Genomic DNA, 26,131 nt, shown 5'->3' with positions numbered 1-26,131 from the left:
TCATCCGTCGGCCGCGCCGACACCTTCTCCCGCAAAGGGAGAAGGATCCCGGACCTACCCCCACCCCTCCGACACCCCCGCCCGGCGCGCCGCCGGCGTCACCGCGCCGATCTTCAGCGCCGGCTGCGGCTGGTCGCTGGGCTTGCCGAACAGCCAGCCCTGGGCGAAGTCGACGCCGGCCTTGCGGAGCACCTCCACGACATCGGCGGTCTCGACCATCTCGGCGACGGTGCGGACGTTCAGGTCTTGGCACAGCTCGACCAGCCGGCGCACCATCGCCCCGTCGCGGCCGTTGCCGGCCAGCTCGCGGACGTAGCGGCCGTCGATCTTGACGATGTCCAGGCTCAGCTCCTGCAGATAGGCGAACGACGAGGCCCCGGCCCCGAAATCGTCCAGGCAGACCAGCGAGCCCAGGCCGCGCAGGGCCTGGATATGCTGGTTGGCGCGCGGCAGGTCGTCGATGGCGCTGGTCTCGGTGATCTCGAAGATCAACCGGCCCCGGGCGACCTCGGCCTTGGCCAGCAGGCGGTCGACATGGTCGACGAAGCCTTCGTTGACGATGGTTCGGCCCGAGACGTTGATCGCCAGCTTGAGCGCGTCCGAACGGTCGGCGGCCAGGCGCTTGACCGCCATCTCGGCGATCGCGTGGTCCAACTCCTCGATCAGGTCGAACTCCTCGGCCATGCGGATCAGCTGGAACGGGCTGCCGCCGTCCTCGAAGCGCACCAGGGCCTCATGGTGGTGGGCCGCGCCGGTCTTCAGGTCGACCACCGGCTGGTAGGCCAGGGTGAAGCGGCGCTGGCTGACCGCGACGCCCAGGGCCCCGGCCCGCGACAGGGTGCGCTTGACCGAGCGGTTCATCGCCTCGGACAGGCTCAGCGGCGGGGTGTCCTTCAGGCCCTCGCGCAGGAAGTCGTCCAGGGCGTAGCGCAGGGCCTTCAGGCCACGCGACGGGGCCACGCCGCCGTCGATCGGCACGACGTGGGCGCTGGCCTGGACGGTGGTCGAGCGGGTCAGGCGCTGAGCCATGTCGTCGGCGTGGTCGGCCTTGGCGCGGACCAGGGCGAAGCGGTCGGGCGACAGGCGGGTGGCCATGCCGCCGGCGTGCGACTCGGCCCGCACGGCGCCGGCCAGCTTCAGGTCCAGGGCCCGGGCCTCGGGCTGGGACAGCTGCTGGCGCAGGGAGTCCAGGTCCGAGAAGTCGACCATGGCCAGCTCCAGTTCCAGGCCGGTGACGCGCGCCGCCTCGAACAGGCCGCGGGCGATGTCCTCGAAGCTCTGGCGGTTGCGCAGGCCTTCCTCGTCCACCTGGCCCGAAGGCGCGTTGGCCGGCGTGACCGAGACCGAGATCCTGTCGCCGTTGTCGGGCAGGGCGCGCATGGTCAGGTTCACGTGACGCGGCGGCTCGCCGGCCATGCGCACCGTGACCGGGCCGCGTCTCTGGCCGTCGTCCATCACGCGGGTCGCCGCGTCGATCAGCGGCTGGTCGGCGGCGGCGAACAGGTCGCGCCAGGCGCGGCCCGTCAGCGTCCGCTCGTCCTGGCCCATGATCCGCTGCGCCGCGCCAAGCGCCAGCGACACCCGGTCGTTCTCGATTTCCAGAAGCAGGTCGGCGCTGGCGAAGGCCAGGCCCAATAGGCGGCGCGGATCGATCGACAAGGCTGCAGTCCCCCGGAAGAGGATCAGGATCGCCGGGGCGGCGTTAAGGACCGGTTTCGACGGGCTCGCGCCGCACGTTCGGGTCCGGGAGACGGTCGCATGGCTCCCAGCGATACGACCGATCTTGGCGCATATCGTCTTTACAGTAAGAACATGTTGCGAACATGGAACAAAACATGTACGCATTAATCATTCTACAGGCGGGTGGACGCGGCGGTCGCGAACCTCCGATCCGACTGTCGGAATCATGGAATAAGGGCGGATCTCCAATGAGCAATCAGGCGGCTTTGAAACTCGTGGGCAAAGAAGACGGCGACAAGCAAAGGGCTCTGGAAGCCGCGCTGGCCCAGATCGACCGGGCGTTCGGCAAGGGCTCGGTGATGAAGCTGGGCGAGAAGGGCAAGGTCGAGATCGAATCGATCTCCACCGGCTCGCTCGGCCTGGACATCGCGCTGGGCATCGGCGGCCTGCCCAAGGGGCGGGTGATCGAGATCTACGGTCCGGAAAGCTCGGGCAAGACGACCCTGGCCCTGCACGTGGTGGCCGAGTGCCAGAAGGCCGGCGGCACCGCCGCCTTCGTCGACGCCGAGCACGCCCTGGATCCGGGCTACGCCTTCAAGCTGGGCGTCAATCTCGACAACCTGCTGGTCTCGCAGCCCGACAACGGCGAACAGGCCCTGGAGATCACCGACACCCTGGTGCGCTCGGGCGCGGTCGACATCGTGGTCGTCGACTCCGTGGCGGCCCTGACCCCCAAGGCCGAGATCGAGGGCGAGATGGGCGACAGCCTGCCCGGCCTGCAGGCGCGTCTGATGAGCCAGGCGCTGCGCAAGCTGACCGCCTCGATCAACAAGGCCAACACCATCGTCATCTTCATCAACCAGATCCGTCACAAGATCGGGGTGATGTACGGCAGCCCGGAAACCACCACCGGCGGCAACGCCCTGAAGTTCTACGCCTCGGTCCGCCTGGACATCCGCCGCACGGGTTCGATCAAGAACCGCGACGAGATCGTCGGCAACAACGTCCGGGTCAAGGTGGTCAAGAACAAGGTGGCCCCGCCGTTCCGCGAGGTCGAGTTCGACATCATGTACGGCGAGGGCATCTCCAAGCTGGGCGAGATCATCGACCTGGGCGTCAAGGCCGGGATCATCGACAAGGCCGGCTCGTGGTTCTCGTACAACAGCCAGCGCATCGGCCAGGGCCGCGACAATGTCCGCGAGTTCCTCAAGGCCAACAAGGATCTGTCGGCCGAGATCGAGGCCGCCGTGCGCCAGTCGTCCCGGAAGATCGAGGAAGAACTGCTGGTCGGCGGCCCCGACGACGACGGCGACGAATAGGACCTCCCCGGTCCGGGCCGCCTTCCGGCGCCCGGACCGCTCGAAGGTTTCGCGGCCGCCGCCCGCAGCGGGCGACCCCGCCTCATAGCCCGCCGCGCACACCGCCCGGCCGGCCGCGATCCCCGGACGCCTGGACCCCATGCCAGGCGTCCGATTTCGTTGGTCTGGGGTTCTCCTCCCCCTCAGGGGGAGGTGTCGCCTCGGGCGAAGTCCGAGGTGACGGAGGGGGTCTGCCGAGGCCGCCGCCTGAGATCCTCCTCCTCAGGGGGAGGTGGCTCGAAAGGCCGGAGGGGGTAACCGAGTCGGCCGCCCAGTTTCTCCTCCCCGTCCCCACAGGGAAAAGGACTTGTCGGGTCCGGCAGCGGCTCGCCGCGCGCTCGCGCGCCAACGCGTTTCCACAAATCTTGAAACCGCGCTATGCAGCGCCGACTTCCGGTTCGACCGGACCCAGTACGAACACCCGAGACGCCGATGCCCAGCCTGAACGAGATCCGCAGCACCTTCCTGAACTATTTCGGCGCGGCCGATCACGCCATCACGCCCTCGGCGCCGCTGGTGCCGCAGAACGATCCGACCCTGCTGTTCGTCAACGCCGGCATGGTGCCGTTCAAGAACGTGTTCACGGGCGCCGAGACCCCGCCGCATCCGCGCGCGACCTCGTCGCAGAAGTGCGTGCGGGCCGGCGGCAAGCACAACGACCTGGACAATGTCGGCTACACCGCCCGCCACCACACCTTCTTCGAGATGCTCGGCAATTTCTCGTTCGGCGACTACTTCAAGGAACAGGCGATCCACCACGCCTGGACCCTGCTGACCCGCGACTTCGCCCTGCCCAAGGACAAGCTGCTGGTCACCGTCTACCATACCGACGATGAGGCGGCTGATCTGTGGAAGAAGATCGCGGGGCTGGACGATGGCCGTATCATCCGCATCCCGACCAACGACAATTTCTGGTCGATGGGCGACACCGGCCCGTGCGGCCCGTGCTCGGAGATCTTCTTCGACCATGGTGAGGGCATCCCCGGCGGCCCGCCTGGCAGCCCGGACGAGGACGGCGACCGCTTCATCGAGATCTGGAATCTGGTGTTCATGCAGTTCGAGCAGATGGCCGGCGGCGAGCGCGTCTCGCTGCCCAAGCCGTCGATCGACACCGGCATGGGCCTGGAGCGCGTCGCCGCCGTCCTGCAGGGCGTGCACGACAACTACGACATCGACCTGTTCAAGGCGCTGATCGCCGCCAGCGTCGAGCTGACCGGCGTCAAGGCGCAGGGCGACCAGGCTCCGTCGCACCGGGTGATCGCCGACCACCTGCGCTCGTCCTCGTTCCTGCTGGCCGACGGCGTGACGCCTTCCAACGAAGGCCGCGGCTATGTGCTGCGCCGGATCATGCGCCGGGCCATGCGCCACGCCTACCTGCTGGGCGCCAGCGAGCCCCTGATGCACCGCCTGGCCCCGACCCTGGTGGCGGAGATGGGCGCGGCCTATCCCGAGCTGCGCCGCGCCGAGGCCTCGATCGTCGAGACCCTGCGCCAGGAGGAGGAGCGCTTCCGCGTCACCCTGGGCCGCGGCATGGGCTTGCTCGACGAAGCCACCGCCAACCTGACGGCCGGCGGCGTGCTGGACGGCGAGACCGCCTTCAAGCTCTACGACACCTACGGCTTCCCGCTGGACCTGACCCAGGACGCCGTGCGCGCCAAGGGCATCACGGTCGACACCGACGGCTTCGACGTGGCCATGGACCGCCAGCGCCAGATGGCCCGCGCCAACTGGGCCGGCTCGGGCCAGCAGGGCGCCGCCGCCGCCTGGTTCCCGATCCGCGAGGCCAACGGCCCGACCAACTTCGTCGGCTACGACACCACCGAGACCACCGGGACCGTGAAGGCCATCGTGCTGGACGGCGCCCCGGTTTCGTCGGCCGAGGCCGGCGCCAGCGTCGATGTCTTGCTGGACCGCACCAGCTTCTACGCCGAGAGCGGCGGTCAGGCCGGCGACACCGGCGTGATCGAGGCGGGCGGCGTCGAAAGCCGCGTCGTCGACACCCAGAAGCAGGCCGGCGACCTGCACGTCCACCGCGTCGAGCTGGCCGGCCCGCTGAAGGTCGGCGACCCGGTCGTGGCCTCGGTGGACGCGGCCAAGCGCACCACCACCCGCGCCAACCACTCGGCCGCCCACCTGGTGCACGCCGCCCTCCACCACGTGCTGGGTCCGCACGTCGCCCAGAAGGGCCAGATGGTCGACGGCGACCGCATGCGCTTCGACTTCAGCCACGGCGGCCCGCTGACCGCCGACGAGATCGAGCGCATCGAGGCGGAGGTGAACGCGGTCATCCGCCAGAACGTCCCCGCCCAGACCCAGGAAATGGCCCCGCAGGAGGCCATCGAGGCCGGCGCCGTGGCGCTGTTCGGCGAGAAGTACGGCGACAGCGTCCGGGTGCTGACCCTGGGCGAGTCCCTGACCGAGGCCGGCAAGGCCTATTCGGTCGAGCTGTGCGGCGGCACCCACGTGGCCCGCACCGGCGACATCGCCCTGTTCAAGATCGTTTCCGAGCAGGGCGTGGCCGCCGGCGTGCGCCGCATCGAGGCCCTGACCGGCGAGGCGGCCCGCCGCTTCCTGCTGGACCAGGCCGGCGTCGCCAAGGCCCTGGCCGACCAGTTCAAGACCCCGGTCGCCGAGGTCCTGGCCCGCGTCGACGCCCTGGTCGCCGAGCGCAAGGCCCTGGAAAAGCAGCTGGCCGAGGCCAAGAAGCAGCTGGCCCTGGGCGGCGGTTCGGGCGGCGGCGCGGCGGGTCCGGAAGACGTCGCCGGCACGGCCCTGATCGCCCGCGTCCTGGACGGCGTCGGCGGCAAGGAACTGCGCGGCGTGGCCGAGGAGTTCAAGAAGCAGCTGTCCTCGGGCGTCGTCGCCCTGGTCGGGACCACCGACGGCAAGGCCGCCGTCACCGTCGCCGTCACCGCCGACCTCACGGCTCGGTTCAGCGCCGCCGACCTGGCCAAGGCCGCCGTGCTGGCCATGGGCGGCCAGGGGGCCGGCGGCAAGGCCGACTTCGCCCAGGGCGGCGCGCCCGACGCGACCAAGGCCCAGGACGGCCTGGACGCCATCAAGGCGGCGCTGGCGGGCTGAGCCAGGACGGCTGGACAGCGACCGGAAACCGCCAAAGAGCGGTTTCCGGTCAGCGCACCTTGGCCCCGACGCCTGCAGGCTGTTTCATGGCGAAATCTTAACTGGATTTCCGAGCGGGCCGCAGATCACCTCGGCGCCATGCGGCGATCAGCGATCAGAATGCTGGCGGTCGGGTTCGCGTCGATGATCGCGAGCGGCGCCCATGCCGGCGAGGCCTGCCTGCGCATGGAGCCTGGCGAAGGCGGCGCGCCCCTCATCCGGGCCGCGATCAACGATCGGGGACCCTTCCTGTTCGTCCTCGATACGGCCGCCAGCGGGTCCACGCTGGATCCGAACGTGGTGCGGAAGCTGGCCCCGCCGCGCGATACGGCCACCGAGCAAGCCCAGGGCCTCGGCGGACCGATGGATGCGCCGCTCTATCGAATTGCGTCCTTCGAAGCAGGACCCTTGATCCTGCGCAACTTCACCGCCCCGGAGATTCCCGCGCCCGAATTCGCGGAGCGGGACATCGCCGGTCTTGCCGGTGTCGATCTGTTCGGCGACAAGCTGGCGGTCTGGAGACCGGCGCGACGTTGCGTCGATGTCTTCCCCTCGGGCCGCGAGCCGAATGGGGGCGGCTGGAGCCCCATCGAGGCGACCTGGATCCGCCCCTGGAAGATCCTGCTGCCAGTCCGGATCGATCAGGTCGAAGGCTTGGCCCTGCTCGATACGGGGGCTCAGTATTCTGTTCTGAACCCGGCCTTCGCCGATCGCCTGGGCCTGGCCGAAGCTTCGGGTCGGCTGCAGCCGGGCGGCGAGATGTCCGGTATCGACGGCCGCCCCCTGAAGCTGTCTCAGGCGGAGGTGAAGTCCGCATCGGTCGGCGTCTGGACCTGGTCCGGTCCGACGATAAGGATCGCGGACCTGCCGGTGTTCGAACGGCTCGGTCGGGCGGATGCCCCCTTGATGATCCTGGGCATGGATTGGCTGCACGATCGCCCGTTCGCGATCGACTACGGCGCCCGGAAGGTCTGGCTGGGCGGCCCGTGACCGTCGACCCGGCCGGCTAAGCGAGGGGGCGACCGCCGGCGCTTCCCGACGATATCAGCCAGCGCCCCGTCCAGCGTGGGGTGGCTGAACCGAAATCCGCCGCCCAGCGCCGCCGCTGGAACCACCCGTTGGCCCTTCAGCAACAGCTCGTCGGCGAAGGCGCCGAGCGCCAGGCGCAGCGGCGCGGCCGGGGCCGGCAGCAGGGCGGGGCGGCGCAGGGCGCGGCCGAGGGCGCGGGCGAAGGCCGCGTTGCGGGCCGGTTCCGGGGCCGTGGCGTTGACCGGCCCTTCGAGGGCGGGCGTGGCGATCGTGTGGGCGATCAGGGCCACCAGGTCGTCCAGGTGGATCCAGCTCATCCAGTGACGGCCGGCCCCGAACGGCCCGCCCAGGCCGAACTCGAACGGCGTCAGCATGCGCGACAGGGCGCCGCCGTCGAGGGCCAGCACGATGCCGATGCGCAGGCGCACCACGCGTACGCCCAGGTCCCGGGCCCGCATGGCCGCGCGCTCCCAGCGCCGGCAGACGGTGCGCGAGAAGCAATCGTGGCCGTCGGCGGTCTCGTCCAGCACCTCGTCGCCGCGCAGGCCGTACCAGCCGATGGCCGAGCCGCTGACCAGCACGGCGGGGCGATGCTTCAGCCGCGCGATCAGCGCGACCACGGCACGGGTCACGGCCAGGCGCGAACCGACGATCCGCCGGCGTTTGGCGGCGGTCCAAAGGCCGTCGGAGATCGGCTCGCCGGCCAGGTTGACGATCGCGTCGATCCGCGTGTCGTCGGCGATCTGGTCCAGGCTGGTGACGATGCGGATCGGGGCGGGCAGGCCGGCGGCCGTGGCGCGGTCGCGGGTCAGGGCGGTGACCTCGTGGCCGGCGCCGACCAGGGCCGCGACCAGACGGCGGCCGATCAGGCCCGTGGCCCCGGTGACCAGGATCGACTGGCGCGGCGCCAGCGCCGCGACCAGGGGAACGGGATCGGTCGCGACGATCCGCCGGGTCCGACCGGCGGCGAAGAGGTCGCGCAGGCCAAACACCACCACCCCGACGGCGGCCAGGGCGCAGAGTCCGCTCCAGACGCTGTAGAACGCCGGGGCCAGCGCGATCGGGTTCGTCGCCCATCGGGCCAATATCGGGACCACCAGCGCCAGCACCACGCCGTAGTTCAGGGTCAGCAGGGCGTGGACGACCCGTTCGCTGGCCGGCAGCCTGCGGGTGCGGTCCTCTTCGACGAAGTCCCACAAGGTCACGGCCAGCTCACCCAGCATCAGCACGATCAGGGCGATCGCCGGCGCCCCCTGCGGCCGGCTCCAGCCCAGGGCCAGCAGCATCACCGCATAGGACAGGTTGCGCGCGCCGTGCAGCCGCAGCTCGCCGACCTGCGACGGCCGCCAGGCCAGGCGCTCGGTCAGCTCGTGGTGATAGAGGGTGTCGAACCCGCCCATCGCCACCTGGACGAACACCAGGGTCCAGATCAGGTCGGTCATCGGCCTTGCTCCTCGCTGGCCGGGCGCTCGCGGAACATCCCGACCTGGCGAAGCATCCGGCCCAGCAGCGGATGGCGCAGGTCCAGCACGAAGGCGAAGCCGCCGTCGCCCTGGTCGATGTGGCTGATGGTCAGGGCCCCCGGCGCCAGCCAGGCCGGCAGCCTCAGGCGCAGGCCCAGCCGCGCCGGGCCCAGCGCCAGGAAATAGCCGCGGCTGTGGAAGTGCAGCGCCGTCTCGTCGGCGCTGACCGCCAGGGTGATGCCGAAGCCGCAACCGAGATACTCCTCCAGGCCCGTGGGGCCGGCGAAGCGCTTGCTGCTGTGGATCACCTGCGGGAAGCCGTGGGCCTGGTTGTACATCCGGGTCCAGAACTGGCCGCCGGCCCGGCCGTCCTCGGTGACCGTCACGACCGCGGCCACGCCCAGGTCGTCGTACAGGGGCAGGGGCGCGCCGATCAGGCGGCACAGCTGCGCCAACGCCCAGCCGGCCCGGTTGCGCCGGCTTTCGGTGATCTCGCCGACATAGGTCACGGCCATGCCGGGACGCAGGCGCTTGCTGAACCGGTCGCGCACGGCCTGGGGCAGGCGGCTCCAGCCGGCCTCGCCCAGCAGGGTGCGGAAGCGCAGGTCGTGCAGCTCGGCCGGCGCGGTCTCCGGAAGGTCCCGAACGGCCGCCGGAAGGGTTCCTGCGATCTCGAGCATGGCCAAATCCCCTGTTCCTGTTCTACCTGTTATTTCTGTCTAAAGAGAAATGATCGACCAAATTTTTAAGTCGCCTTGTCCGCCTTGCCGCGCCCGATGTTCAGCAGGCCGACCACCTTGGAGCCCATCTTGATCAGCGACATCAGGGTGCTGGGCGGCACGGTGAGCATCTGGCCGTACCAGCTGTCGATCGTGGTGACGAAGCCGTGCATCTCCTTCAGGCGCTTGCGGGCGACCGCGCTCAGGGCGGGATCGTGCTCGGCCGCCGCCAGGACGGGGCCCAGCGCCTCGACCATCGGGTCGATCTCGCGTTCCTTGCGGCCCTGGGCGATGCGGGTCAGCATCTGCCAGAGGTCGGCCTCGGCCTCGTAGTGGTCGCGCCGGTCGCCCAACTGCGGCACGCGGCGGATCAGCTTCCAGCCGATCAGCTCGCGGATGCTGTTGGAGACGTTGGAGCGGGCCATGCCCAGGCTGTCGGCGATGTCCTCGGCGGTCATCGGCTTGTCGGCCAGGTAGAGCAGGGCGTGGATCTGGGCGACGGAGCGATTGACGCCCCACTGCCCGCCCATGTCGCCCCAGCGCAGCACGAACTGCTCGACCGCGGCGGGGAGGCGTTTCGCGTTGTCTGCTGTTTCTGTCATGACAGAAATCTATGATTGGTGGCCTGCTGAGTCAAGTCGAGGGGGATGTGGCTTGACGAGCGGTCGTCCCTCAAACGGGTTGTCATCCCGGACAAGCGCGAAGCGCGCAGATCCGGGACCGCCGGAAGCGCTTGCGTTCACGCGTCGGTCCCGGGTCTTCGCTTCGCTGCGCCCGGGATGACAACATTATTGGGTGGGGCCGAGGCCTCCCCCAGCCCAACGTGCTGAGTGTCGCGGCAGACCGCGCCGAAATAATGAACGCCGGTCTCCCACTGGCGAAATTCGTGATCACGAAGCTCGCCGTCCCGCCCCGGCCGGCGCAACCTGCGGCTGGGACCAGGGACGAGGAGGGACGGATCGTGAGCGAGGAAACCACCGGCGGCGTCAGCTACGAAAAGGTCGGCGCCGAGTATTTCGACAAGCGGGGCCTCAAGCGCTATGCGGGCGTGTTCTCGCTGTGGGCCCTGGGCGTCGGGGCGGTGATCTCCGGCCAGTTCTCGGGCTGGAACCTGGGCATGGGGACCGGCGGCTGGGGCGGCATGCTGGTCGCCACCCTGATCATCACTATCATGTACCTGGGCCTGACCTTCTCGATCGCCGAGATGGCCGCCGCCCAGCCGCACACCGGCGGGGCCTACAGCTTCGCCCGCGCCGCCATGGGACCATGGGGCGGCTTCATCACCGGCCTGTGCGAGAATGTCGAATACGTGCTGACGGCGGCGGTCGTCTGCTTCTTCATCGGCTCGTACCTGGGCGGCATCTTCGAGACGCCGGCCTGGGTGCAGCCGCTCTACTGGATCGGGGCCTATGTCGTCTTCGTGGGGCTGAACGCTGGCGGAGTGGCGATGTCGTTCCGGTTCACGGTGGTCATCACCCTGCTGGCCCTGGCCTGCCTGGCGGTGTTCTGGATCAGCGCCCTGCCGCACGCTGACTTCTTCAAGTACGCCCTGAACGTCGGCCCGGGCGGGACCGAGCTGAAGGACGGCCACGGGCCGTTCCTGCCGGCCGGGGTCGGCGGGGCCCTGGCCCAGCTGCCGTTCGCGGTCTGGCTGTTCCTGGCTATCGAGCAGCTGCCGCTGGCGGCCGAGGAGAGCCACACCCCGCAGCGCGACCTGCCCAAGGGCATCCTCCTGGGCATGGCCACCCTGATCGTCTCGGCCCTGCTGGTGCTGTGGCTCAACAGCGCCATCTCGCCGGGCGCCTTCGCCCTGGCCAAGTCCGGCGAGCCGATCCTGGAAGGCTTCCGCACGCTCTATGGCGGCGGCCTGGCCAAGGTCCTGTCCGCGATCGCGGTGGCGGGCCTGATCGCCAGCTTCCACGCGATCATCTTCGCCTATGGCCGGCAGATCTATTCGCTGTCGCGGGCCGGCTACTTCCCGCGCGCCCTGTCGGTGACCCACGGGGTGCGCAAGACCCCGGACGTGGCCCTGATCACCGGCTCGGCCGCCGGCCTGGCCGTGATGCTGGCCGTCTGGTTCATCCTCGGAGCCGAGAAGGGCGCGGCGGTGATCGGCGGCACCCTGCTGAACATGGCGGTGTTCGGGGCCATGCTGTCCTACGTGGCGCAGGGCGTGTCGTTCATCCTGCTGCGCCGGAAGTTCCCGACGATGGAGCGGCCCTACAGGAGCAAGTTCGGCCTGACTGGCGCGGGTCTGACGGTGGTCATCTCGCTGGTGACGATCTTCTACCAACTGAAGGACCCGATCTATCGGAGCGGAGTGATCGGGGTGGCGATCTGGTTCGCGGCGGGCGTGGCCTATTTCGCCCTGTTCGGCCGCAAGAAGCTGGTGTTGTCGCCGGAGGAGGCCTTCGCCATCAGCGGCGGCAAGGCCGCCTACGAGACGCACTGACAAGCCGGCCGGCCCTTCCGGGATGGTTGGTCAATGTAACGCATTGTAAAAACCGACATTCACCCTCTGGTCGATCTCCGGCGCATGGCCTTTAACTCCGTCCCGCAGATTATCGGGGGGCGGATCGATGGGGTGGTCGGAAGCCGGACGGCGAAACCTGGAGGGGGGCGCGGGCGGAATCGCGATCCTCAACCCCCTGGTCGGCGAGATCGCCGAGGCGCTGCTGGACCTGGGCGGGGCGGCCCATCGCGACCTGGTCGTGGCCTATATCGCCAAGCGCCGAGGGGTCTACCGGCCGTCCGAGGCGATGCAGCGTGAACTGGACGAGGCGTTCGCCGCCTATTGCCGGGGCGCCAGCGACCCGCGGGCCGCCAACCTGCTGCACCTGCCCTATGGCCCGCACAGCCGCCGCTGGGCCCTGACCGACCACGCCTACGGCATGCTGCGCGGCCAGGCGCGCGCCGAGGCCCGTTGAAGTTGGACCTGCCGCTGCGGGCCTTGGCCGACAGCCTCGGCCTGGATCTTGCGCGGCGTCCGCGCCTGCTGCTGGTCGCCGCCCTGCTGAGCCTGGCGCTGTGGAGCGTGATCGGCTGGGCCGCGTGGTGGCTGGTCGGGCGGCTGGTCTGACGCTAAGGTTCGGGCGGCCAAGGGCCGTCGGGGGTGTTCCATGCGTATGTTGTCGACGACCCTGGTCGCGGGCCTGCTGCTCAGCGCCTGCGCCACGCCGCCTCAGGTGGCGAGCGAGGGCGATTTGACGGTCTTGCGGGGCCAGACCGCCGTGATCGAGGCCGGGCCGGCCGCGTCGCCCGGCGTCGACCAGGCCCTGGTCCAGGCGATCCAGGCCCGGGTGGCCAGCCGGGTCGGCGAAGCCGGCGCCGTCCAGCCGGGCGCCATGCCGGCCCGCTATCGGCTGCAGGTGACGGTCGGGACCTCGCCCGCCGCGGTGGGCGTCTCCACCGTCGTCGGCCCGCAGGTCGGCGTCGCCCCGTGGCGCAGCGCGCCCACCAAGCTGCGCCCCTGGTCGCGGCGGGGACCGGTCCGCACGGCCGCCCTGGCGGTGCTGGACCTGTCGAGCGGCAAGGTCGCGGCCTGGGCGACGGTCCGCACGTCCGGCGACGACCCGGTCGACCTGGCCGACCGGCTGGTCGCGGCGTTGACGCCGGCCAAGAGCTAAGGGCGCGCGGCCCGCAAGCCGTCCCCAGTTTGTCCCCTGAATCTCGTCGTGATCTCGAATACCGATGTTCACCCAGGCGGCGTGACGCGCTATCGAGGGGAAACAACGAAGAGGAAGCCCATGACGTCGCGGTCGATGATCTCCGCCCTGGTCGCCGCCTGCCTGCTCGGCGCGGTCGCCGCGCCCGGCTTCGCCCAGGTTCCCGCCAACCTGGCGGCCGCCCTGGCCGACCCGGCCCGGCCGGCGGCCGACACCGCCCGCGACGCGGCCCGCCATCCGGCCGAGCTCCTGGCCCTGGCCGACGTCAAGCCGGGCGGCAAGGTGGCCGATTTCATCATCGGCGGCGGCTATTTCACCCGCATCCTGTCGGCCGCGGTCGGACCGACGGGAACGGTCTACGCCTATCAGCCGGCCGAGTTCATCAAGTTCCAGGCCAAGTACGGCGAGGACCTGAAGACCGTCGCGGCGGCCTACAAGAACGTCACGCCGCTGGACGGCAGCCTGATCGGGCTGGATCTGCCCGACGGCCTGGACGCCGTGGTCACCGTCCAGAACTATCACGACCTGCACCTCAAGCCGTTCCCGGCCGACACGGCCGCCAAGATCAATGCCGAGGTGTTCAAGTCGCTGAAGCCCGGCGGGGTGTTCCTGGTCGTCGACCACTACGCCGCCGACGGTTCGGGCCTGTCGGCGCCGGATACGCTGCACCGCATCGACATCGCCGCCGTCAAGTCCGAGGTCGAAGCCGCCGGCTTCAAGCTGGCCGCCGAGAGCCCGCTGCTGCGCAACCCGACCGACCCGCGCACCGCCAGCGTCTTCGACCCGGCCATCCGCGGCAAGACCGACCAGTTCGTGCTCAAGTTCGTGAAGCCATAGGGGAGGGGAAGGGGACACGCGCTCGCGGCCAGCCGCGCCGCGCAAGAGCGCGATGCGCGAGGGCGTGTCCCCCGGTTCCGATGCCGCTCAGGCCATCTCCGGCAGCCGCAACGTGAACGTCGCGCCGCCGCCGGGCGTGCTGCGGCAGCTGACCCCGCCGCCGTGTCGCGTGGCGGCCGCCTGGACGAAGGCCAGGCCCAGGCCCGCGCCGCCCGCGGCCTCGGCGCCCGGCCGGTCGAAGCGCTGGAACGGCCGGAAGGCCAGGGCGGCCTCCTCGACGGTCAGGCCCGGCCCCTGGTCGGTGATCGACAGGTCGACATAGGTGCGGCCGCCGTCCAGCACCGTGGCGGCGCGCACCACGATCGTCGAGCCGTCCGGACCGTACTTCACCGCGTTGCCGATCAGGTTGACCAGGGCGCGGGCCAGCACGCCGCGATCGCCCAGGGCCATCATCGGCCCGTCGCAGCCCTCCTGGCGGATCTCGATGTGGCGTTGGCGGCATTGCGGCCACAACTCGTCGATCGCCTCGACCGCCACATCGCACAGGTCCACCGGCTCCATCGTCGTCTGGGTGACCTCGGCGCGGGCCAGTTGCACGAAGCCGTCGGCCAGGGCCAGGGTGCGGCGGGCGTAGGCGGCCAGGCGTTCGGACGCCTCGGGCGGCAGGCCGGGCGTCGTCGCCAGCAGGGCCAGGATCGAGGTCTGCGGCGAGCGCATGTCATGGGTCAGCAGCTGCAGCGCCTGCTCGCGCTGGCGCATGGCGGCGGTCAGGGGCGTGATGTCGGCCAGGCGCACGATCCAGCCTTCGCTCTCGCCCGCGGCGTCGCGCCGGAACACGGTCTGGATCTGGAAGGCGCGGCCGTCGGCCAGGTGCAGGTCGATCGGATGGCCGCTGTCGCCCTCGGCCGGCCAACTGGCCGGAAAGGTGCGGCCCAGGGGCTCCAGGGCGTTGAGGGCGTCGGCCAGGCCGCCGCCTTCCAGCACCCAGGGGCGATCGGCCAGCAGGGTCTGGGCGGCGGCGTTGGCGGCGATCACCTGGCGCTCGGCGTCGGCCACCAGGGTGGCGTCGGGCAGGCTGAACAGGGCGTCGGCCGAGAACCGCCGCAGGTCGTCGATCCGGGTGATGGCCGCGCCGAGGCTGAGGGCCTGGCGGGTGACGACGTCGCTTTCGAACTCGGCGTCCGCGCCGGCGGCGCCGGCCGGATCCACCGAGCGCAGGCGGTCCAGCTCGTGGCCCAGCAGGTCGTTGACCCGTCCCAGCCGGCCCCAGCCCCACACCAGCGAGACCAGCGCCATGCCGAGGATCGCCGCCACCGGCGACAGCCACAGGTGGCCGCGGGAGAACAGGGCCGCGCTGGCCCCGACGGCCGCGACCAGCAGCACGGCCAGCAGGGCCAGGTTGGCGCGAGGCGGCAACACCAGCAGCCCGGCCAGCAGCAGCCACAGCAGGCTGAGGGCGAAGATCAGGCGCGCGCCCAGACCGGCCGGCTTGATCATCCGCCCGCCGCGCAGGCCGTCCAGCACGCTGGCCTGCAGCTGCACCCCGGTCATGCTGGCGGCGTCGGGGGTGACCGGGGTCGGGAAGGCGGGGCCCAGGCCCGGCGCGGTCAGGCCGACGAACACCGTCCGGCCGGCGATCATCTCGGGCGGGACCTCGCCGGCCAGCACGCTGGAGAAGGCCACCTGGCGATAGCGGTCCGGCGGCCCCGCGAACGGGATCAACAGGGTCGGGGCGTCGCCGCGCGTGGCGTCGGGAGCGTCGAACGACTTGGTGGCGCGGTGGACCACGGTCATCAAGTCGGGTTCCAGCTCCGGCCCGTTGGCCTCGAACGGCGCCATGCGGCGCACCACGCCGTCGGGGTCGAAGCGGACATGGACCAGCCCGACCGCCGCCGCGCCCTGGGCGATGATGGGCAGGGGCATGACCAGGGTCGGCGGCGCGCCGTTCTGGGCCGGGGGCTCCAGGAACTGCGGCAGGTAGACCTTGCCCGACCGGGCGACCGCCGTGGCCAGGGCCTCGTCGGCGGCGGGGTCCTGGGACGGCTGGCCGAACAGCACGTCGTAGACGATCGCCTTAGCGCCGGCCTGGCTCAGCCGGTCGATCATCGCGGCGTGCTGGGCGCGGGACCACGGCCAGGCGCCCAGTTCGCGCAGGCTGCGCTCGTCGACGCCGACGATCAGGATCGAGGGATCGACCGGACGTTCCGAAGCGCGCACCAGCCGGTCGTAGAGGATGTTGTCCAGCCGCGTGGTCAGCGGGCTGGCGGTCAGGCCGGCCAGGACCAGGCCGGTGAGGGCGGCGACGGCCAGCCAGCGCAGCAGCCGCCGGCGCGGAGATCGCGGCGGTCCGGGCCTCAGCCGCCGGAGGGGGGCCAGGCGCGGGACGGGCAGGCTGGGAAACGCGGCCAAGGCCTAGCTTCCGATCTTCAGCGACTGCGGCGGCGCGACCTTCTCGGTGACCACGCCGTTCTTCACCCGCGTGGCGCTGACCCGCCAGCTGTAGAGTCCCGGCGGCAGGTCGGTCAGGGTCAGCTGCGGCTCGACCAGGCCCGGCTGGTCGACGATGGGCGCGGTCGGCTCGGTCCCGGCGAACAGCTGGAAGCGGAAGCTGCGTACGCCGCCGCCCGCCGCGCTCCAGCGGAACAGGAAGTTGCGATGCTTGCCGCGGACCTCGGCGACGGGCGGGGCGCCCGGCTCCAGCACGTCCAGGTCGCGGTCGAAGCTGTAGTCGGCGGGCTGACCCTCCAGGCCGGAGGGGTCGAGGGCGGTGACGCGGACGAAATAGGTCCCGTCCGCCAGGGGGCCGAAATCGGCGGCGGGTTCAGCCTGGGTCGCCTCGTCGAACAGGTCGACGAAGCCGGCGTCGTGCGACAGCAGCAGCCGGTAGGCCGCGACTCCGGCCTGGGGCCGCACGGCGAAGTGCACGGTCCGGTCGGTCTGGTTCTGGTCGGCCTCGTTCAGCCGGGGCGGGGGCAGCAGGGCGACAGGGGCGCTGACTCCGGCTCCACCGGAATTGACCGTGACGCCGAAGCCGGCCGGAACCGGCGGACCGGCTGGCGGCGCCTCGCCGGGGCCCACGCCGACCGCGCCCTTCAGCACCTCGGTCCGGGCGCGCCCGTCCGCCGCCGCGACCCGGAACTCGGTGCCGCGCACGGCCGAAATCGACACCGGCGTGCGCACCTCGAAGCGGGCGTTGGGATTGGGGTTTGGCGTCGCCTGGATCGCGCTGCGGCCCTCGTCCAGCTTGAACACCCGCTGCGGGGCGTTGGTCAGCAAGACGCTGCGCAGCCGCACCACGCGCATGGCGGTGTTCGAGGGCAGAGTGACGCGCGAGGCGTCCTCCATCTCGAAGGTGGCGAAGGCGCCGGGGCCGGTGATCACCCGCTGGCCTTCCCTGAGGGCCATGCCCGTCTGGGCGGGCGCCCGCCGGCCGTCGGTCTCGATCTCGACCTTGCCGCTGAAGGCGCTGAGCCGGGCGTCGATGGGCACGGTCTTGAGCAGGTCCGCGTCGATGGTCAGGGTCTTGCCCACGGGCATCACGCGCGGCTGGCTGATCTGGTTGGCGCGCTGCACATGGCGGTAGTCGTTCGTCTTGCGCAGATAGGCGCGGCCCAGGTCGAACAGGGTGTCGCCGCGCTGGACCACGTAGCGGACCGGCGGGTCGGCCGGTGGCGCAAGGGCGGCCTTCGGCGGCTTCGCCGGGGCCCGCGGCGCGCACAGGGCGGGGCCGGACGCCAGGGCCAGGACGGAGGCCAGGGCGAACAGCGAAGGTCGAAGGATCATTCAGCGGCTCCGGACGCGGCGTCGGTCTCGGGCTCGCAGACTTCCAGCCGGTAGCCGAACCCATAGACCGTCGTCAGTCTAAAGCCGTTCGCGGGGCGCAGGTGAAGCTTTGATCGCAGGCGCGAGACGTGGGCGTCCAGGGTGCGGGTCTCCAGGTCCGGCCGCTGGCCCCACACCCGGCGCAGCAGGTACTCGCGCGACAGCGGCCGGGCCAGGTTGTTGAACAGCAGGGCGGCCAACTGGAATTCCTTGGGCGTCAGGGTCTCGACATTGTCGCCCCAGGCGACCGTCTGGGCGCCGGGGTCCAGGCGATAGGGGCCGTGCTGCTCGACCTGGGGGGCGGCGGTCGGGCGGTAGGCGCGCCGGGCCAGGGCGTTGACGCGGGCCAGCAGCACCGGCGGCTGCAGCGGCTTGACGATGTAGTCGTCGGCCCCGGCGTTGAGCCCCTCGACCAGGTCGGCCTCGACCGAGCGGCTGGTCAGCAGCAGCACCGGCGGCGAAGGGCTCAGCAGTTCGCCGACCCGGCGCAGGGTCTCGATGCCGCTGAGCTCGGGCATGTTCCAGTCAAGGATCAGCAGGTCGAAGGTCTGGCGGCGCAGTTCGGCCAGCAGACGTTCGGGACGCGTGAAGCTGGTGCAGTCATAGCCCGCCGGCCCCAGAAGGGCGGCGACCAGCGCGTTGTGGCTGTCGTCGTCGTCGAGCAGGGCGACTTTCATGCGTTCACTTGCAACCAAGATAACTCGCGCGCCCCGCGGATGGGGGCGCGGGGCGCGCGGCGGCGGGACGCTGTCCAGGGGGAGGATCAAGGCGGCCATCCGCGCTGCGCAGCGTAACGCGCCCATGCGCCGTCCGCTCCGGTTGTACAGTCAAATTTACAATGGTTTACAGTCCGGTTCGAGGCCGTTCGCGGCGCCGGGCGCTCGCGAGAAAAAAACGCCGTCCTCCCCCGCATAAAAGCGGAGGAAGACGAATGGACTTACCCCCCGAACGCGCGACCGCCGCCGCCGAAGCCGCCGCGCGAGATCACCGCGCTGCGGGTCTGGACGCGGGCCGGGGCGCGCATCTCCGGGGCGTTGAAGGTGTCGGTGCGCACGCGGGTGCGGCCGGTGACGTAGTCGCGCGACAGCGGATACCCCGAGCCGCCGTAATAGGTCCCCTCGCGGTCGCGGTACATCGGCGCGCCGTAGTAGCCGCCGCCCATGTTGTTCAGCGCCTGGCCGACGATGAAGCCGGTCAGCAGCGGAGTGAAGAAGCTGCCGCCGTTGTTGTCGTTGCGCGGCACGCACTGGGAGACGCCGTAGCGCTCCTCGCAGGTCTGCTGGTCGCTGAACTTGGGGGCGTTGGCGGCGCTGTCCTTCTGGGCCTGGTCATAGGCCGTCTGGCATTGCTCGGCGGTCATGTCGCCGGAGCTCTTGCAGTCGGCCAGGCTGGCGTAGGTCTTGGCGTCGACCTCGCGCGAAGCGGCCGGCGGGTCGCCCCACTGGGTGGCCGTGCCGGGATCGTCGCAGGCGCTGACCGAGATCGCCGTGCCGGCCATCAGGCCGGTCAAGGCCAGGCCGCTGGAACGCAGGCGGCGGCGCGGAGGGGAGGGCTGATGGGTCATGGCGCGCCTCAGGCCGTCATGCAGGCGGCGTTCAGCACGCCGACCGCCAGGGAGATGCTCAGCAGATAGACGCCGGCGGCGATCTCGCCCTTCTCGATCCGGGCGGCGACGTCCTTCATCACCACCATCCGCACCAGGGTGAAGGCGGCGATCTGCAGCACGCCGGCCAGGGCCGCCCAGGCGCAGAACTCGATCAGCGATACGGTGTTGCTGAGCGCCGAGGCCAGGGGCAGCACGTAGCCGACCAGGGCCCCGCCCAGGGCCAGGGCCGCGGCGACATTGCCCTCGCGGATCAGCTTGCCCTCGTTGTATGGCGTCACCCACTGGTAGACGACCTTGAAGATCACCGTGAACAGGCCAGCGGCGACGAAGGCCACCACGAAGGCCAGGGCGCTGGCGCCAAATCCGTGCAGATCCATGTCTTTCCCCCTAAAGCGGTTTGTGGGCCTAGGCCCGGAATTCGCCGACGCCCAAGGCCACGCCGATCATGATTTCGAACGAGACTTCGCGCTGGCGGAGGTCCTCGTTCTCGTTCTCCTGCTGGATGGCCAGCAGAAGCTCGCGGCCGTCGCCCGGCAGATCGCGGGAGAACAGCATGCAGGTCTGGAAGATCCGCCGATCGGGGATCCCGTCGCGGTCGTCGTGGACGTCTTCCCAGAAGCTGACCGGCTCCTGGCTCTCGGCCTCGTCGCCGAACCAGTCGCGGCGGTATTCGGGCAGGCCCGGACCGGTGAAGGTGCGCGCCCGCAGCCGCCTGGCCCAGGCCTCCTCGTCGGCCCGGCCGCCCGGATAGGCGCTGTCCCACGGGATGAACAGCGTGATGTCGGTGACCCGCTGGCCGTCGCGATCATCCGAGACGGCTTGGAACATGATGTTGTCGTCGGTGTAGAACCGGTGGACGAAGCCGCCCTCGCGCAGCTCGACCAGGCCCTGGGCGGTGATTTCCAGCGTATCGGTGTCGAGCGCGAACTTCAGGTCGTCGCCCAGGCGCCGCCAGGCCAGACTATCCAACCAGACCGTGCGGCCCAGGGTGACATTGCGGATCGCCGGCAGGGCCGAGGCGGGGCTTGCGTCCTTGCGGCCGAAGAGCTTGCTGAACATGAACGACCCGGCTTGCGAAACTCGCGTCACATGTACGACGTCGAACCCGGCGACAAAAGAGGGAAGGGGATTACCAACTTGTCATCCGCGCACGTAAGGTTGCGCTCTCGACGACTGGCGTTCGTTCGCCCATCTAGTATGAAACGGCCCCAAGACGGGTTCGCCCCCAAAAGACACGCTCCCGAGGAGACACCGCCCGATGACGACCCCCGCCTGGACTGTTCGCTCGCTGAAGACGGCGCTTTCCGACGGCTTCAGCGACGCCATGACGGCCCGCGTGGTCGAGGGAACCGATCCGATCCTGCTGGTGACCATGCACGACCACGGCGACCTGGAGATCTTCGTCAGCGTCAGCGACCAGCAGATCGCCGCCTCGGTGCTGCTGTGGCCGGTCGACGAACAGGCCGACCGCCACGCCTTCAACGAATTCCTGCTCAAGGCCCAGAAGCTGGTGCCGCTGTCGAACTTCGGCATCAGCGCGGTGAACGGCCGCGACTATTACGAGCTGTTCGGCGAGCTGTCGCCGAGCTCGTCGCTGGACGACATCCTGATCGAGCTGCGGGTCCTGGCGCAGAACGCCATCGAGGCCGCGTCCGACCTGCGCTCGTCCTTCACCCCCGCCGCCGCCTAACTTTTTTCGACGCGCAATAGCCGCCGAAACCGGTATCCACTTTCGGCTATTGCGCTTCCCGATCCTCGGAGACCCCTCATGTCCATCTGGAACAAGCTGTTCACCCTGGGTCGCGCCGGCGCGCACGAAGCCACGGCCGCCGTCGTCGACGCCAACGCCCTGCGCATCCTCGACCAGGAAATCCGCGACGCCGACACCGCCCAGGGCAAGGCCCGCGACGACATGGCCACGCTGGTCGCCCGCCGCCGTATCCTGGAGAAAGAGGTCGCCGGCTTCCGCGACCAGGTCGTGAAATACGAGAGTTCGGCCCGCGCCGCCGTCGCCAAGGGCGACATGGACCTGGCCCGCCAGGTGGCCCAGCGCATCGCCGACCTCGAGCAGGACATCGCGCTGAAGGAGCCGCAGATCGGCGACATGCGCGCCGCCGAGGACCAACTGCACCAGGCCATCACCGCCACCGACCGCCGCATCGAGACCCTGCGTCGCGAAGTCGAGGTCGTGAAGGTCAACGAGAGCGTCCAAAAGGCCCAGGCCGCCGTCTCGGCGCGCGGCGCCGGCGCCGGCGCGGCGCTCGGCTCGGCCGCCGACAGCCTGGCCCGCATCAAGGAGCGCCAGGCGATCCGCGGCGAGAGGATCAAGGCGGCCGGCGAGCTGGAAGACCGCCGCACCGGCGCCGATCTCGACGAGAAGCTGCGCCTGGCCGGCATCCTGCCCGGCCAGTCCAGCGCCGACGACATCCTGGCCCGCCTGGCCCCGGCCGCCCCGCCGCTGCAGATCGAGCAGAAGGCCGGCGACGGCGGCAAGACCGAATAGTGCGCCGCCTCACGCTGACCCCGCGTCCCGACTGGCAGGCCAAGGCCGAGGCGGTCGGGTTCGTCTATCACCACACCGAAGGCCAGGCCTATTGGGACGAGAGCGTGGCCTACGCCTTCACCCTGGAGCAGGTGGAGCAGGACCTGGAGCCGGCCGCGGCCGAGCTCCACGACCTATGCTTGGACCTAGTCGACGAGGTCGTCGGGAGCCAGGCGCTGATGGAACGGCTGGCGATCCCGGAGGCGCACCGCGACTTCGTCGCCGCTTCCTGGCGCGCCAAGTCGCCGTCGCTCTACGGCCGCTTCGACTTCGGCTATGACGGCAAGTCAAAGCCGAAGCTCTACGAATACAACGCCGACACCCCGACCAGCGTCTTCGAGGCCGCCACCTTCCAGTGGTTGTGGCTGGAGGAGCTGATCGCCAATGGGACCTTTCCCGCCAACGCCGACCAGTTCAACAGCCTGTTCGAGGCCCTGCGCGACCGGTTCAAGATCCTGTTCCCCACAGGCGGCTTCGTCCACTTCGCCAGCGACGAGGACGCGGTCGAGGACCGCCAGACCGTGCGCTTCCTCGAGGATCTGGCCTTGCAGGCCGGGGTCGAGCCCAAGTTCGTGGCCATGGACCACATCGGCCTGAACGAGGAGGGCCAGTTCGTCGACCTGGAGGGCTTCGTCCTGCAGGCGGCGTTCAAGCTCTATCCGTGGGAATTCATGCTGCGCGAGCCCTACGCCGCGCACCTGAACACCGCCCAGGTCCGCTGGATCGAGCCGCCGTGGAAGGCGATCCTGTCCAACAAGGGCGTCCTGCCGCTGCTGTGGGAGCGCCACCGCGGCCACCCCAACCTGCTGGAGGCCTATTTCGAGGGCGACCCGGCGGCCTCGGCCCTGGGCGGGCGGTTCGTGAGAAAGCCGCTGTTCTCGCGCGAAGGGGCCAATGTCGAGATTGTCGGCGGAGACGAGCCGGTGCTCGACCAGGGCTATGGCCAGGAGGGCGCGATCGTCCAGGCCTACCACCCGCCGCCTGAGTTCGACGGCAAGCGGCCGGTGGTCGGGGCGTGGATGGTGGGCAACGAACCGGCCGGGATCGGCGTCCGCGAGGACGACAGCGTGGTTACCAAGAACCTGGCGCGGTTCGTGCCGCATGTGATCGAGGGCTAGGGGTCACCACCCCATGGTCAGGCCCGTGCGGAAGGCTGTTCCGCCGCCGCTCAGTCCGGACGCGACGCCGAGATTGAGGTAGGCGTTCTCGTTGACGACGAAGGCGCCCTGGAAGGCCATGGCCGATTTCCCCTCGTAGGACCCGTAGTTGATCGTCAGGTTCAGGCGCTTGCCCGGGATGAACCCGTTGCCGCTCAACGCCACGGCGGTCGCGGTCGCGACCTTGAACTGCGAGGAAAGGCGCGCGACATCCGCTTCGCGGGCGTTGGACTCGGTCACGATCGCCTGTCCCAGGACCGTCTCGGCCGCCCGGGCCCGGTTCGTCTCGGTGGTGATCGCCTGTCCCAGGACCGCTTCGGCGGCCACGGCGCGGTTCGTTTCGCCGCCGAGCGACGCGTTCATCGAGGCCACCGAAGAGGCGGTCGCGAAATCGGAGAGCGGCAGGGTGGTGGTGGCGACGGAATAGGCCGCGGTCGGGAATCTCGGATCTTGGTAGGGGCCGCTCACGAGGACGCCGACGCCCTGGCTCGCCCCGTTGGCGGGGAACTCGCTCTGTGTCACCGAAGGGCTGGTCTGGGTCACGGTGTCGTAGTTGGACGTGAAGTTGACGCCGCCCTGGCTCAATTGCCCGTTATCGCAGACGCCCTGCGTCACCACTCGGGGCTGTCCGGGCGCGTCGACCTGACAGTACTGATAAACGGGCTTGATGACCGTTCCAAAGGTCGGCTGGCCCGAGAAGTCGCCGGGAGCTATTTGAGCCGCGGACCGATTGAAAATCGAAAACATCATGGTCGCGGCCAAGAGAAGTACTTTCACGCGCATATACTGCCCCTTTATTGAAGCGTTGCTGAATTGGCCGGAGGCTGTCGCGAATGTCGTCGGAAAGCTAGACCCTAGGTTGGGTGGGATGGCGGTCGTCGAAAATCTTCGTCGCCCCCGTCGATCCGTTCAGGACTGGTTCGTCGTCCTCAATAGCGAGACAGTCCGGCGGCGACGGCGCCCCCGGTTCGCTTCAGCGAGGAGTCCCAGATGCGTTACATGTGCTTGATCGTCACCGCGCCCCCCGGCCCGCCGGAGGCCACGCCCGAGCTGGTCGAGGCGATGAACACCCTGGCCAATCGCGAGATCCAGGCCGGCCGGATGCTGGGCGGCGGCGGGCTGCTGCCGATCGACGCCGGGGCCCGCGTCTCGCTGGCGGCCGACGGCAAGTTCACCGTGCTGGACGGCCCGATGGTCGAGGCCAAGGAGGTGATCGGCGGCTATGCGATGTTCGAATTCGCCAGCAAGGAGGAGGCCGTCGCGTCGGCGGTCGAGTTCCTGCAGCTGCACAAGGACCACCAGCCGGGCTGGGCGGGGACGTGCGAGATCCGTCCGATGATCGAGCATTGATCGCGGCCTCGGTCGCTTCCGGCCGGCGTCGATGAGCGACGCCGACGCCCATCGCGCCGTCCTCGCCGTCTGGCGGGTCGAGCACCCCAGGCTGATCACCAGCCTGGCGAGGATGCTGCGCGACGTGCCCCTGGCCGAGGAACTGACCCAGGACGCCCTGGTGGCCGCGCTCGAGACCTGGCCCACCAGCGGCGTGCCCGAGCGCCCCGGCGCCTGGCTGATGGCCACGGCCAAACGCCGGGCCCTGGACCGCCTGCGGCGCGGGCCGATGCTGGAGCGCAAGCACGGCATGGTCGCCCGCGACCTGGAGGCCGAGCAGCAGGCCATGCCCGACTTCGACTCCGCCCTGGACGACGACATCGGCGACGAGATGCTGCGGCTGATCTTCACCGCCTGCCATCCGCTGCTGTCGCGCGAGGCCCGTGCGGCCCTGGCCCTGCGGATGGTCTGCGGCCTGACCACCGAGGAGATCGCCCGGGCCTTCCTGCTGTCCGAGGCCGCGGTCGCCCAGCGCATCGTGCGGGCCAAGCGCGCCCTGTCCGACTCCGGCCTGGCCTACGAGACCCCGCGTGGCGAGGAGCGCTCCGCGCGCCTGGCCTCGGTGCTGGAGGTCGTCTACCTGATCTTCAACGAGGGCTACACCGCCGCGCGCGGCGACGACTGGCAGCGGCCCCAGCTGTGCAACGAGGCCCTGCGCCTGGGCCGGGTGCTGACCGCCATCGCCCCGGACGAGCCCGAGGCCCATGGGCTGATGGCCCTGATGGAGCTGAACGCCTCGCGCACGGCGGCGCGGACCGACGCGGCGGGCCGGCCGGTGCTGATGCTGGACCAGGATCGCGGCCTCTGGGACCTGCTGCAGATCCGGCGCGGCCTGAAGGCCCTGAAGCGGGCGCGCGACCTGGGCGGCGCGAGCGGCTTCTACGCCCTGCAGGCGGCGATCGTCGCCTGCCACGCCCAGGCGCGGACGGCGGCCGACACCGACTGGCCGCGCATCGCCGCCCTCTACGCCGACCTGACGGCGGTCGCGCCCTCGCCGGTGGTCAGGCTGAACCGGGCCGTGGCGGTGGGCATGGCCGAGGGGCCGGCCGCCGGGCTGGCGATGGTCGAGGCCTTGGCCGACGAGCCGGCACTGAAGGCCTACCACCTGCTGCCCGCCATGCGCGGCGACCTGCTGTCCAAGCTGGGCCGGTTCGACGAGGCCCGCGCGGCGTTCGAGGCGGCCGCGGCGCTGGCGGGCAACCGGCGGGAGAAGGCGCTGCTGCTGCGGCGGGCGGAGGAGTGCTAGGTAGTTCCCCAAGTCGCCCGTTGCGCTTGGAGGCCGGGCTTTTGTTCGGGATGATCGTTCGGCGCCGTGGATGACTATGGGGACACGCGCTCACCCGATGGTCCGGGATCGATTTTCCGAGGCTTTGCCGTGAGAGCGCGTTCCCGGTTGGGCGTCTGTCCTCGGCGGATAGCGAACAGAGTTCAGCAATTTCAGCAGCTTGAACTTTCTCGACCCGATCTGTCCTCACCCCCTCAGACCGGCCGCATACTGCTTGCACCTGAAGGCATGGGGAGGGCGCAAGTACGGCGACCGATGCGGCCTTCGGGGGTGGACGAGCGGGAAGGCTTGTCCGTCGTGTCCCACAAGGACGTTCCAGGTCGGTTCGGAGCAGGTTCGCCTTGGTCGCGACGAAACTCCGGCGCCGGGGATAGACGGATCGAGCCAGCAGGCCTGGGCTGAAATCGCCCAGGCGGTCCGGAAGGGTCGTCAACCTTCCGCCCGTCGGGGGCCTCCATC

Annotated in this window: 24 protein-coding genes; 13 read left to right on the top strand and 11 right to left on the bottom strand. The window is 70.3% G+C overall.

Going from position 1 to position 26,131, the window contains the following annotated elements; all coding sequences use genetic code 11:
- Positions 1-54: 54 nt before the first annotated feature.
- Positions 55-1,659: an EAL domain-containing protein gene (locus tag BM066_RS04780; RefSeq protein WP_089924716.1), complete on the bottom strand. Its 1,605-nt coding sequence runs from the start codon at positions 1,657-1,659 to the stop codon at positions 55-57.
- 269 nt (positions 1,660-1,928) lie between these two features.
- On the opposite strand from BM066_RS04780, the gene recA reads away from it, so the two are divergent.
- From recA to BM066_RS04765, 3 genes are all read left to right on the top strand, one after another.
- Positions 1,929-2,999 carry a recombinase RecA gene (gene recA, locus BM066_RS04775; RefSeq protein WP_089924713.1) on the top strand — a complete coding sequence of 357 codons (1,071 nt, stop codon included), beginning with the start codon at positions 1,929-1,931 and terminating at the stop codon, positions 2,997-2,999.
- Between the two features lie 471 nt (positions 3,000-3,470).
- Positions 3,471-6,119 carry an alanine--tRNA ligase gene (gene alaS, locus BM066_RS04770; RefSeq protein WP_089924711.1) on the top strand — a complete coding sequence of 883 codons (2,649 nt, stop codon included), beginning with the start codon at positions 3,471-3,473 and terminating at the stop codon, positions 6,117-6,119.
- 159 nt (positions 6,120-6,278) lie between these two features.
- On the top strand, positions 6,279-7,148 hold the full coding sequence (locus tag BM066_RS04765; protein ID WP_177218379.1) for a retroviral-like aspartic protease family protein: 870 nt from the start codon (positions 6,279-6,281) through the stop codon (positions 7,146-7,148).
- Here the strand turns inward: BM066_RS04765 and BM066_RS04760 are convergent.
- The 3 genes from BM066_RS04760 to BM066_RS04750 form a co-directional block, all read right to left on the bottom strand.
- Complete coding sequence (locus BM066_RS04760) at positions 7,112-8,629, bottom strand: TIGR01777 family oxidoreductase (RefSeq protein WP_089924706.1); 1,518 nt, start codon at positions 8,627-8,629, stop codon at positions 7,112-7,114. The genes BM066_RS04765 and BM066_RS04760 overlap by 37 nt on opposite strands.
- Positions 8,626-9,330, bottom strand: a complete 705-nt coding sequence (locus tag BM066_RS04755; protein WP_089924990.1) for a DUF4166 domain-containing protein — start codon at positions 9,328-9,330, stop codon at positions 8,626-8,628. Before BM066_RS04755 ends, BM066_RS04760 begins: the two co-directional genes overlap by 4 nt.
- A 65-nt stretch (positions 9,331-9,395) precedes the next feature.
- Positions 9,396-9,971, bottom strand: a complete 576-nt coding sequence (locus tag BM066_RS04750; protein WP_089924704.1) for a GbsR/MarR family transcriptional regulator — start codon at positions 9,969-9,971, stop codon at positions 9,396-9,398.
- A gap of 359 nt (positions 9,972-10,330) precedes the next feature.
- Between BM066_RS04750 and BM066_RS04745 the strand changes: the two genes are divergently transcribed.
- The 5 genes from BM066_RS04745 to BM066_RS04730 all read left to right on the top strand — a co-directional run bounded on the left by BM066_RS04745 (position 10,331) and on the right by BM066_RS04730 (position 13,871).
- Complete coding sequence (locus tag BM066_RS04745) at positions 10,331-11,821, top strand: amino acid permease (protein ID WP_089924701.1); 1,491 nt, start codon at positions 10,331-10,333, stop codon at positions 11,819-11,821.
- Positions 11,822-11,948: 127 nt separating this feature from the next.
- Positions 11,949-12,296: a hypothetical protein gene (locus tag BM066_RS04740; protein WP_089924698.1), complete on the top strand. Its 348-nt coding sequence runs from the start codon at positions 11,949-11,951 to the stop codon at positions 12,294-12,296.
- Positions 12,293-12,448, top strand: coding sequence for a hypothetical protein (locus BM066_RS26350; RefSeq protein WP_177218378.1), 156 nt, complete (start codon positions 12,293-12,295; stop codon positions 12,446-12,448). Before BM066_RS04740 ends, BM066_RS26350 begins: the two co-directional genes overlap by 4 nt.
- A gap of 40 nt (positions 12,449-12,488) precedes the next feature.
- Positions 12,489-12,995 (top strand): hypothetical protein, encoded by a 507-nt coding sequence (locus BM066_RS04735; RefSeq protein WP_143093652.1) that lies wholly within the window; start codon positions 12,489-12,491, stop codon positions 12,993-12,995.
- Positions 12,996-13,115: 120 nt separating this feature from the next.
- Positions 13,116-13,871 (top strand): class I SAM-dependent methyltransferase, encoded by a 756-nt coding sequence (locus BM066_RS04730; protein ID WP_089924692.1) that lies wholly within the window; start codon positions 13,116-13,118, stop codon positions 13,869-13,871.
- An 87-nt stretch (positions 13,872-13,958) separates the two neighbouring features.
- On the opposite strand, the gene BM066_RS04725 is transcribed toward BM066_RS04730, so the two are convergent.
- From BM066_RS04725 to BM066_RS04700, 6 genes are all read right to left on the bottom strand, one after another.
- Positions 13,959-16,280 (bottom strand): CHASE2 domain-containing protein, encoded by a 2,322-nt coding sequence (locus BM066_RS04725; RefSeq protein ID WP_255367472.1) that lies wholly within the window; start codon positions 16,278-16,280, stop codon positions 13,959-13,961.
- A gap of 3 nt (positions 16,281-16,283) precedes the next feature.
- A complete protein-coding gene (locus tag BM066_RS04720; RefSeq protein ID WP_089924689.1) occupies positions 16,284-17,654 on the bottom strand; it encodes a FecR domain-containing protein in 1,371 nt (456 codons plus the stop codon).
- Positions 17,651-18,496 (bottom strand): response regulator transcription factor, encoded by an 846-nt coding sequence (locus BM066_RS04715; RefSeq protein WP_369823223.1) that lies wholly within the window; start codon positions 18,494-18,496, stop codon positions 17,651-17,653. Before BM066_RS04715 ends, BM066_RS04720 begins: the two co-directional genes overlap by 4 nt.
- A 134-nt stretch (positions 18,497-18,630) precedes the next feature.
- Positions 18,631-19,257: a DUF1190 domain-containing protein gene (locus BM066_RS04710; protein ID WP_089924683.1), complete on the bottom strand. Its 627-nt coding sequence runs from the start codon at positions 19,255-19,257 to the stop codon at positions 18,631-18,633.
- An 8-nt stretch (positions 19,258-19,265) separates the two neighbouring features.
- On the bottom strand, positions 19,266-19,676 hold the full coding sequence (locus BM066_RS04705) for a DUF350 domain-containing protein (RefSeq protein ID WP_089924680.1): 411 nt from the start codon (positions 19,674-19,676) through the stop codon (positions 19,266-19,268).
- A gap of 28 nt (positions 19,677-19,704) precedes the next feature.
- Complete coding sequence (locus BM066_RS04700; protein ID WP_089924676.1) at positions 19,705-20,358, bottom strand: DUF2491 family protein; 654 nt, start codon at positions 20,356-20,358, stop codon at positions 19,705-19,707.
- Positions 20,359-20,557: 199 nt separating this feature from the next.
- Here BM066_RS04700 and BM066_RS04695 point away from each other — a divergent pair, with 199 nt between their 5' ends.
- The 3 genes from BM066_RS04695 (at position 20,558) to BM066_RS04685 (ending at position 22,959) form a co-directional block, all read left to right on the top strand.
- Positions 20,558-20,989: a YjfI family protein gene (locus BM066_RS04695; protein WP_089924673.1), complete on the top strand. Its 432-nt coding sequence runs from the start codon at positions 20,558-20,560 to the stop codon at positions 20,987-20,989.
- A gap of 78 nt (positions 20,990-21,067) precedes the next feature.
- The gene (locus BM066_RS04690) at positions 21,068-21,802 is read left to right on the top strand and encodes a PspA/IM30 family protein (protein ID WP_089924669.1); all 735 of its coding nucleotides are present in this window, start codon (positions 21,068-21,070) and stop codon (positions 21,800-21,802) included.
- On the top strand, positions 21,802-22,959 hold the full coding sequence (locus BM066_RS04685) for a glutathionylspermidine synthase family protein (protein WP_089924664.1): 1,158 nt from the start codon (positions 21,802-21,804) through the stop codon (positions 22,957-22,959). The genes BM066_RS04690 and BM066_RS04685 overlap by 1 nt, the downstream gene beginning before the upstream one ends.
- A 3-nt stretch (positions 22,960-22,962) precedes the next feature.
- Here the strand turns inward: BM066_RS04685 and BM066_RS04680 are convergent, their stop codons facing one another.
- Positions 22,963-23,748 (bottom strand): YadA C-terminal domain-containing protein, encoded by a 786-nt coding sequence (locus BM066_RS04680; RefSeq protein ID WP_177218377.1) that lies wholly within the window; start codon positions 23,746-23,748, stop codon positions 22,963-22,965.
- A 240-nt stretch (positions 23,749-23,988) separates the two neighbouring features.
- Between BM066_RS04680 and BM066_RS04675 the strand changes: the two genes are divergently transcribed.
- Positions 23,989-24,348: a YciI family protein gene (locus BM066_RS04675; RefSeq protein ID WP_089924656.1), complete on the top strand. Its 360-nt coding sequence runs from the start codon at positions 23,989-23,991 to the stop codon at positions 24,346-24,348.
- 31 nt (positions 24,349-24,379) lie between these two features.
- Positions 24,380-25,633: an RNA polymerase sigma factor gene (locus tag BM066_RS04670; RefSeq protein ID WP_089924653.1), complete on the top strand. Its 1,254-nt coding sequence runs from the start codon at positions 24,380-24,382 to the stop codon at positions 25,631-25,633.
- The last annotated feature ends 498 nt before the right edge of the window (positions 25,634-26,131 follow it).

This window comes from Caulobacter sp. UNC279MFTsu5.1 (assembly GCF_900114015.1).
GTDB lineage: Bacteria > Pseudomonadota > Alphaproteobacteria > Caulobacterales > Caulobacteraceae > Caulobacter.
This window is presented reverse-complemented; position numbering and strand designations above follow the sequence as displayed.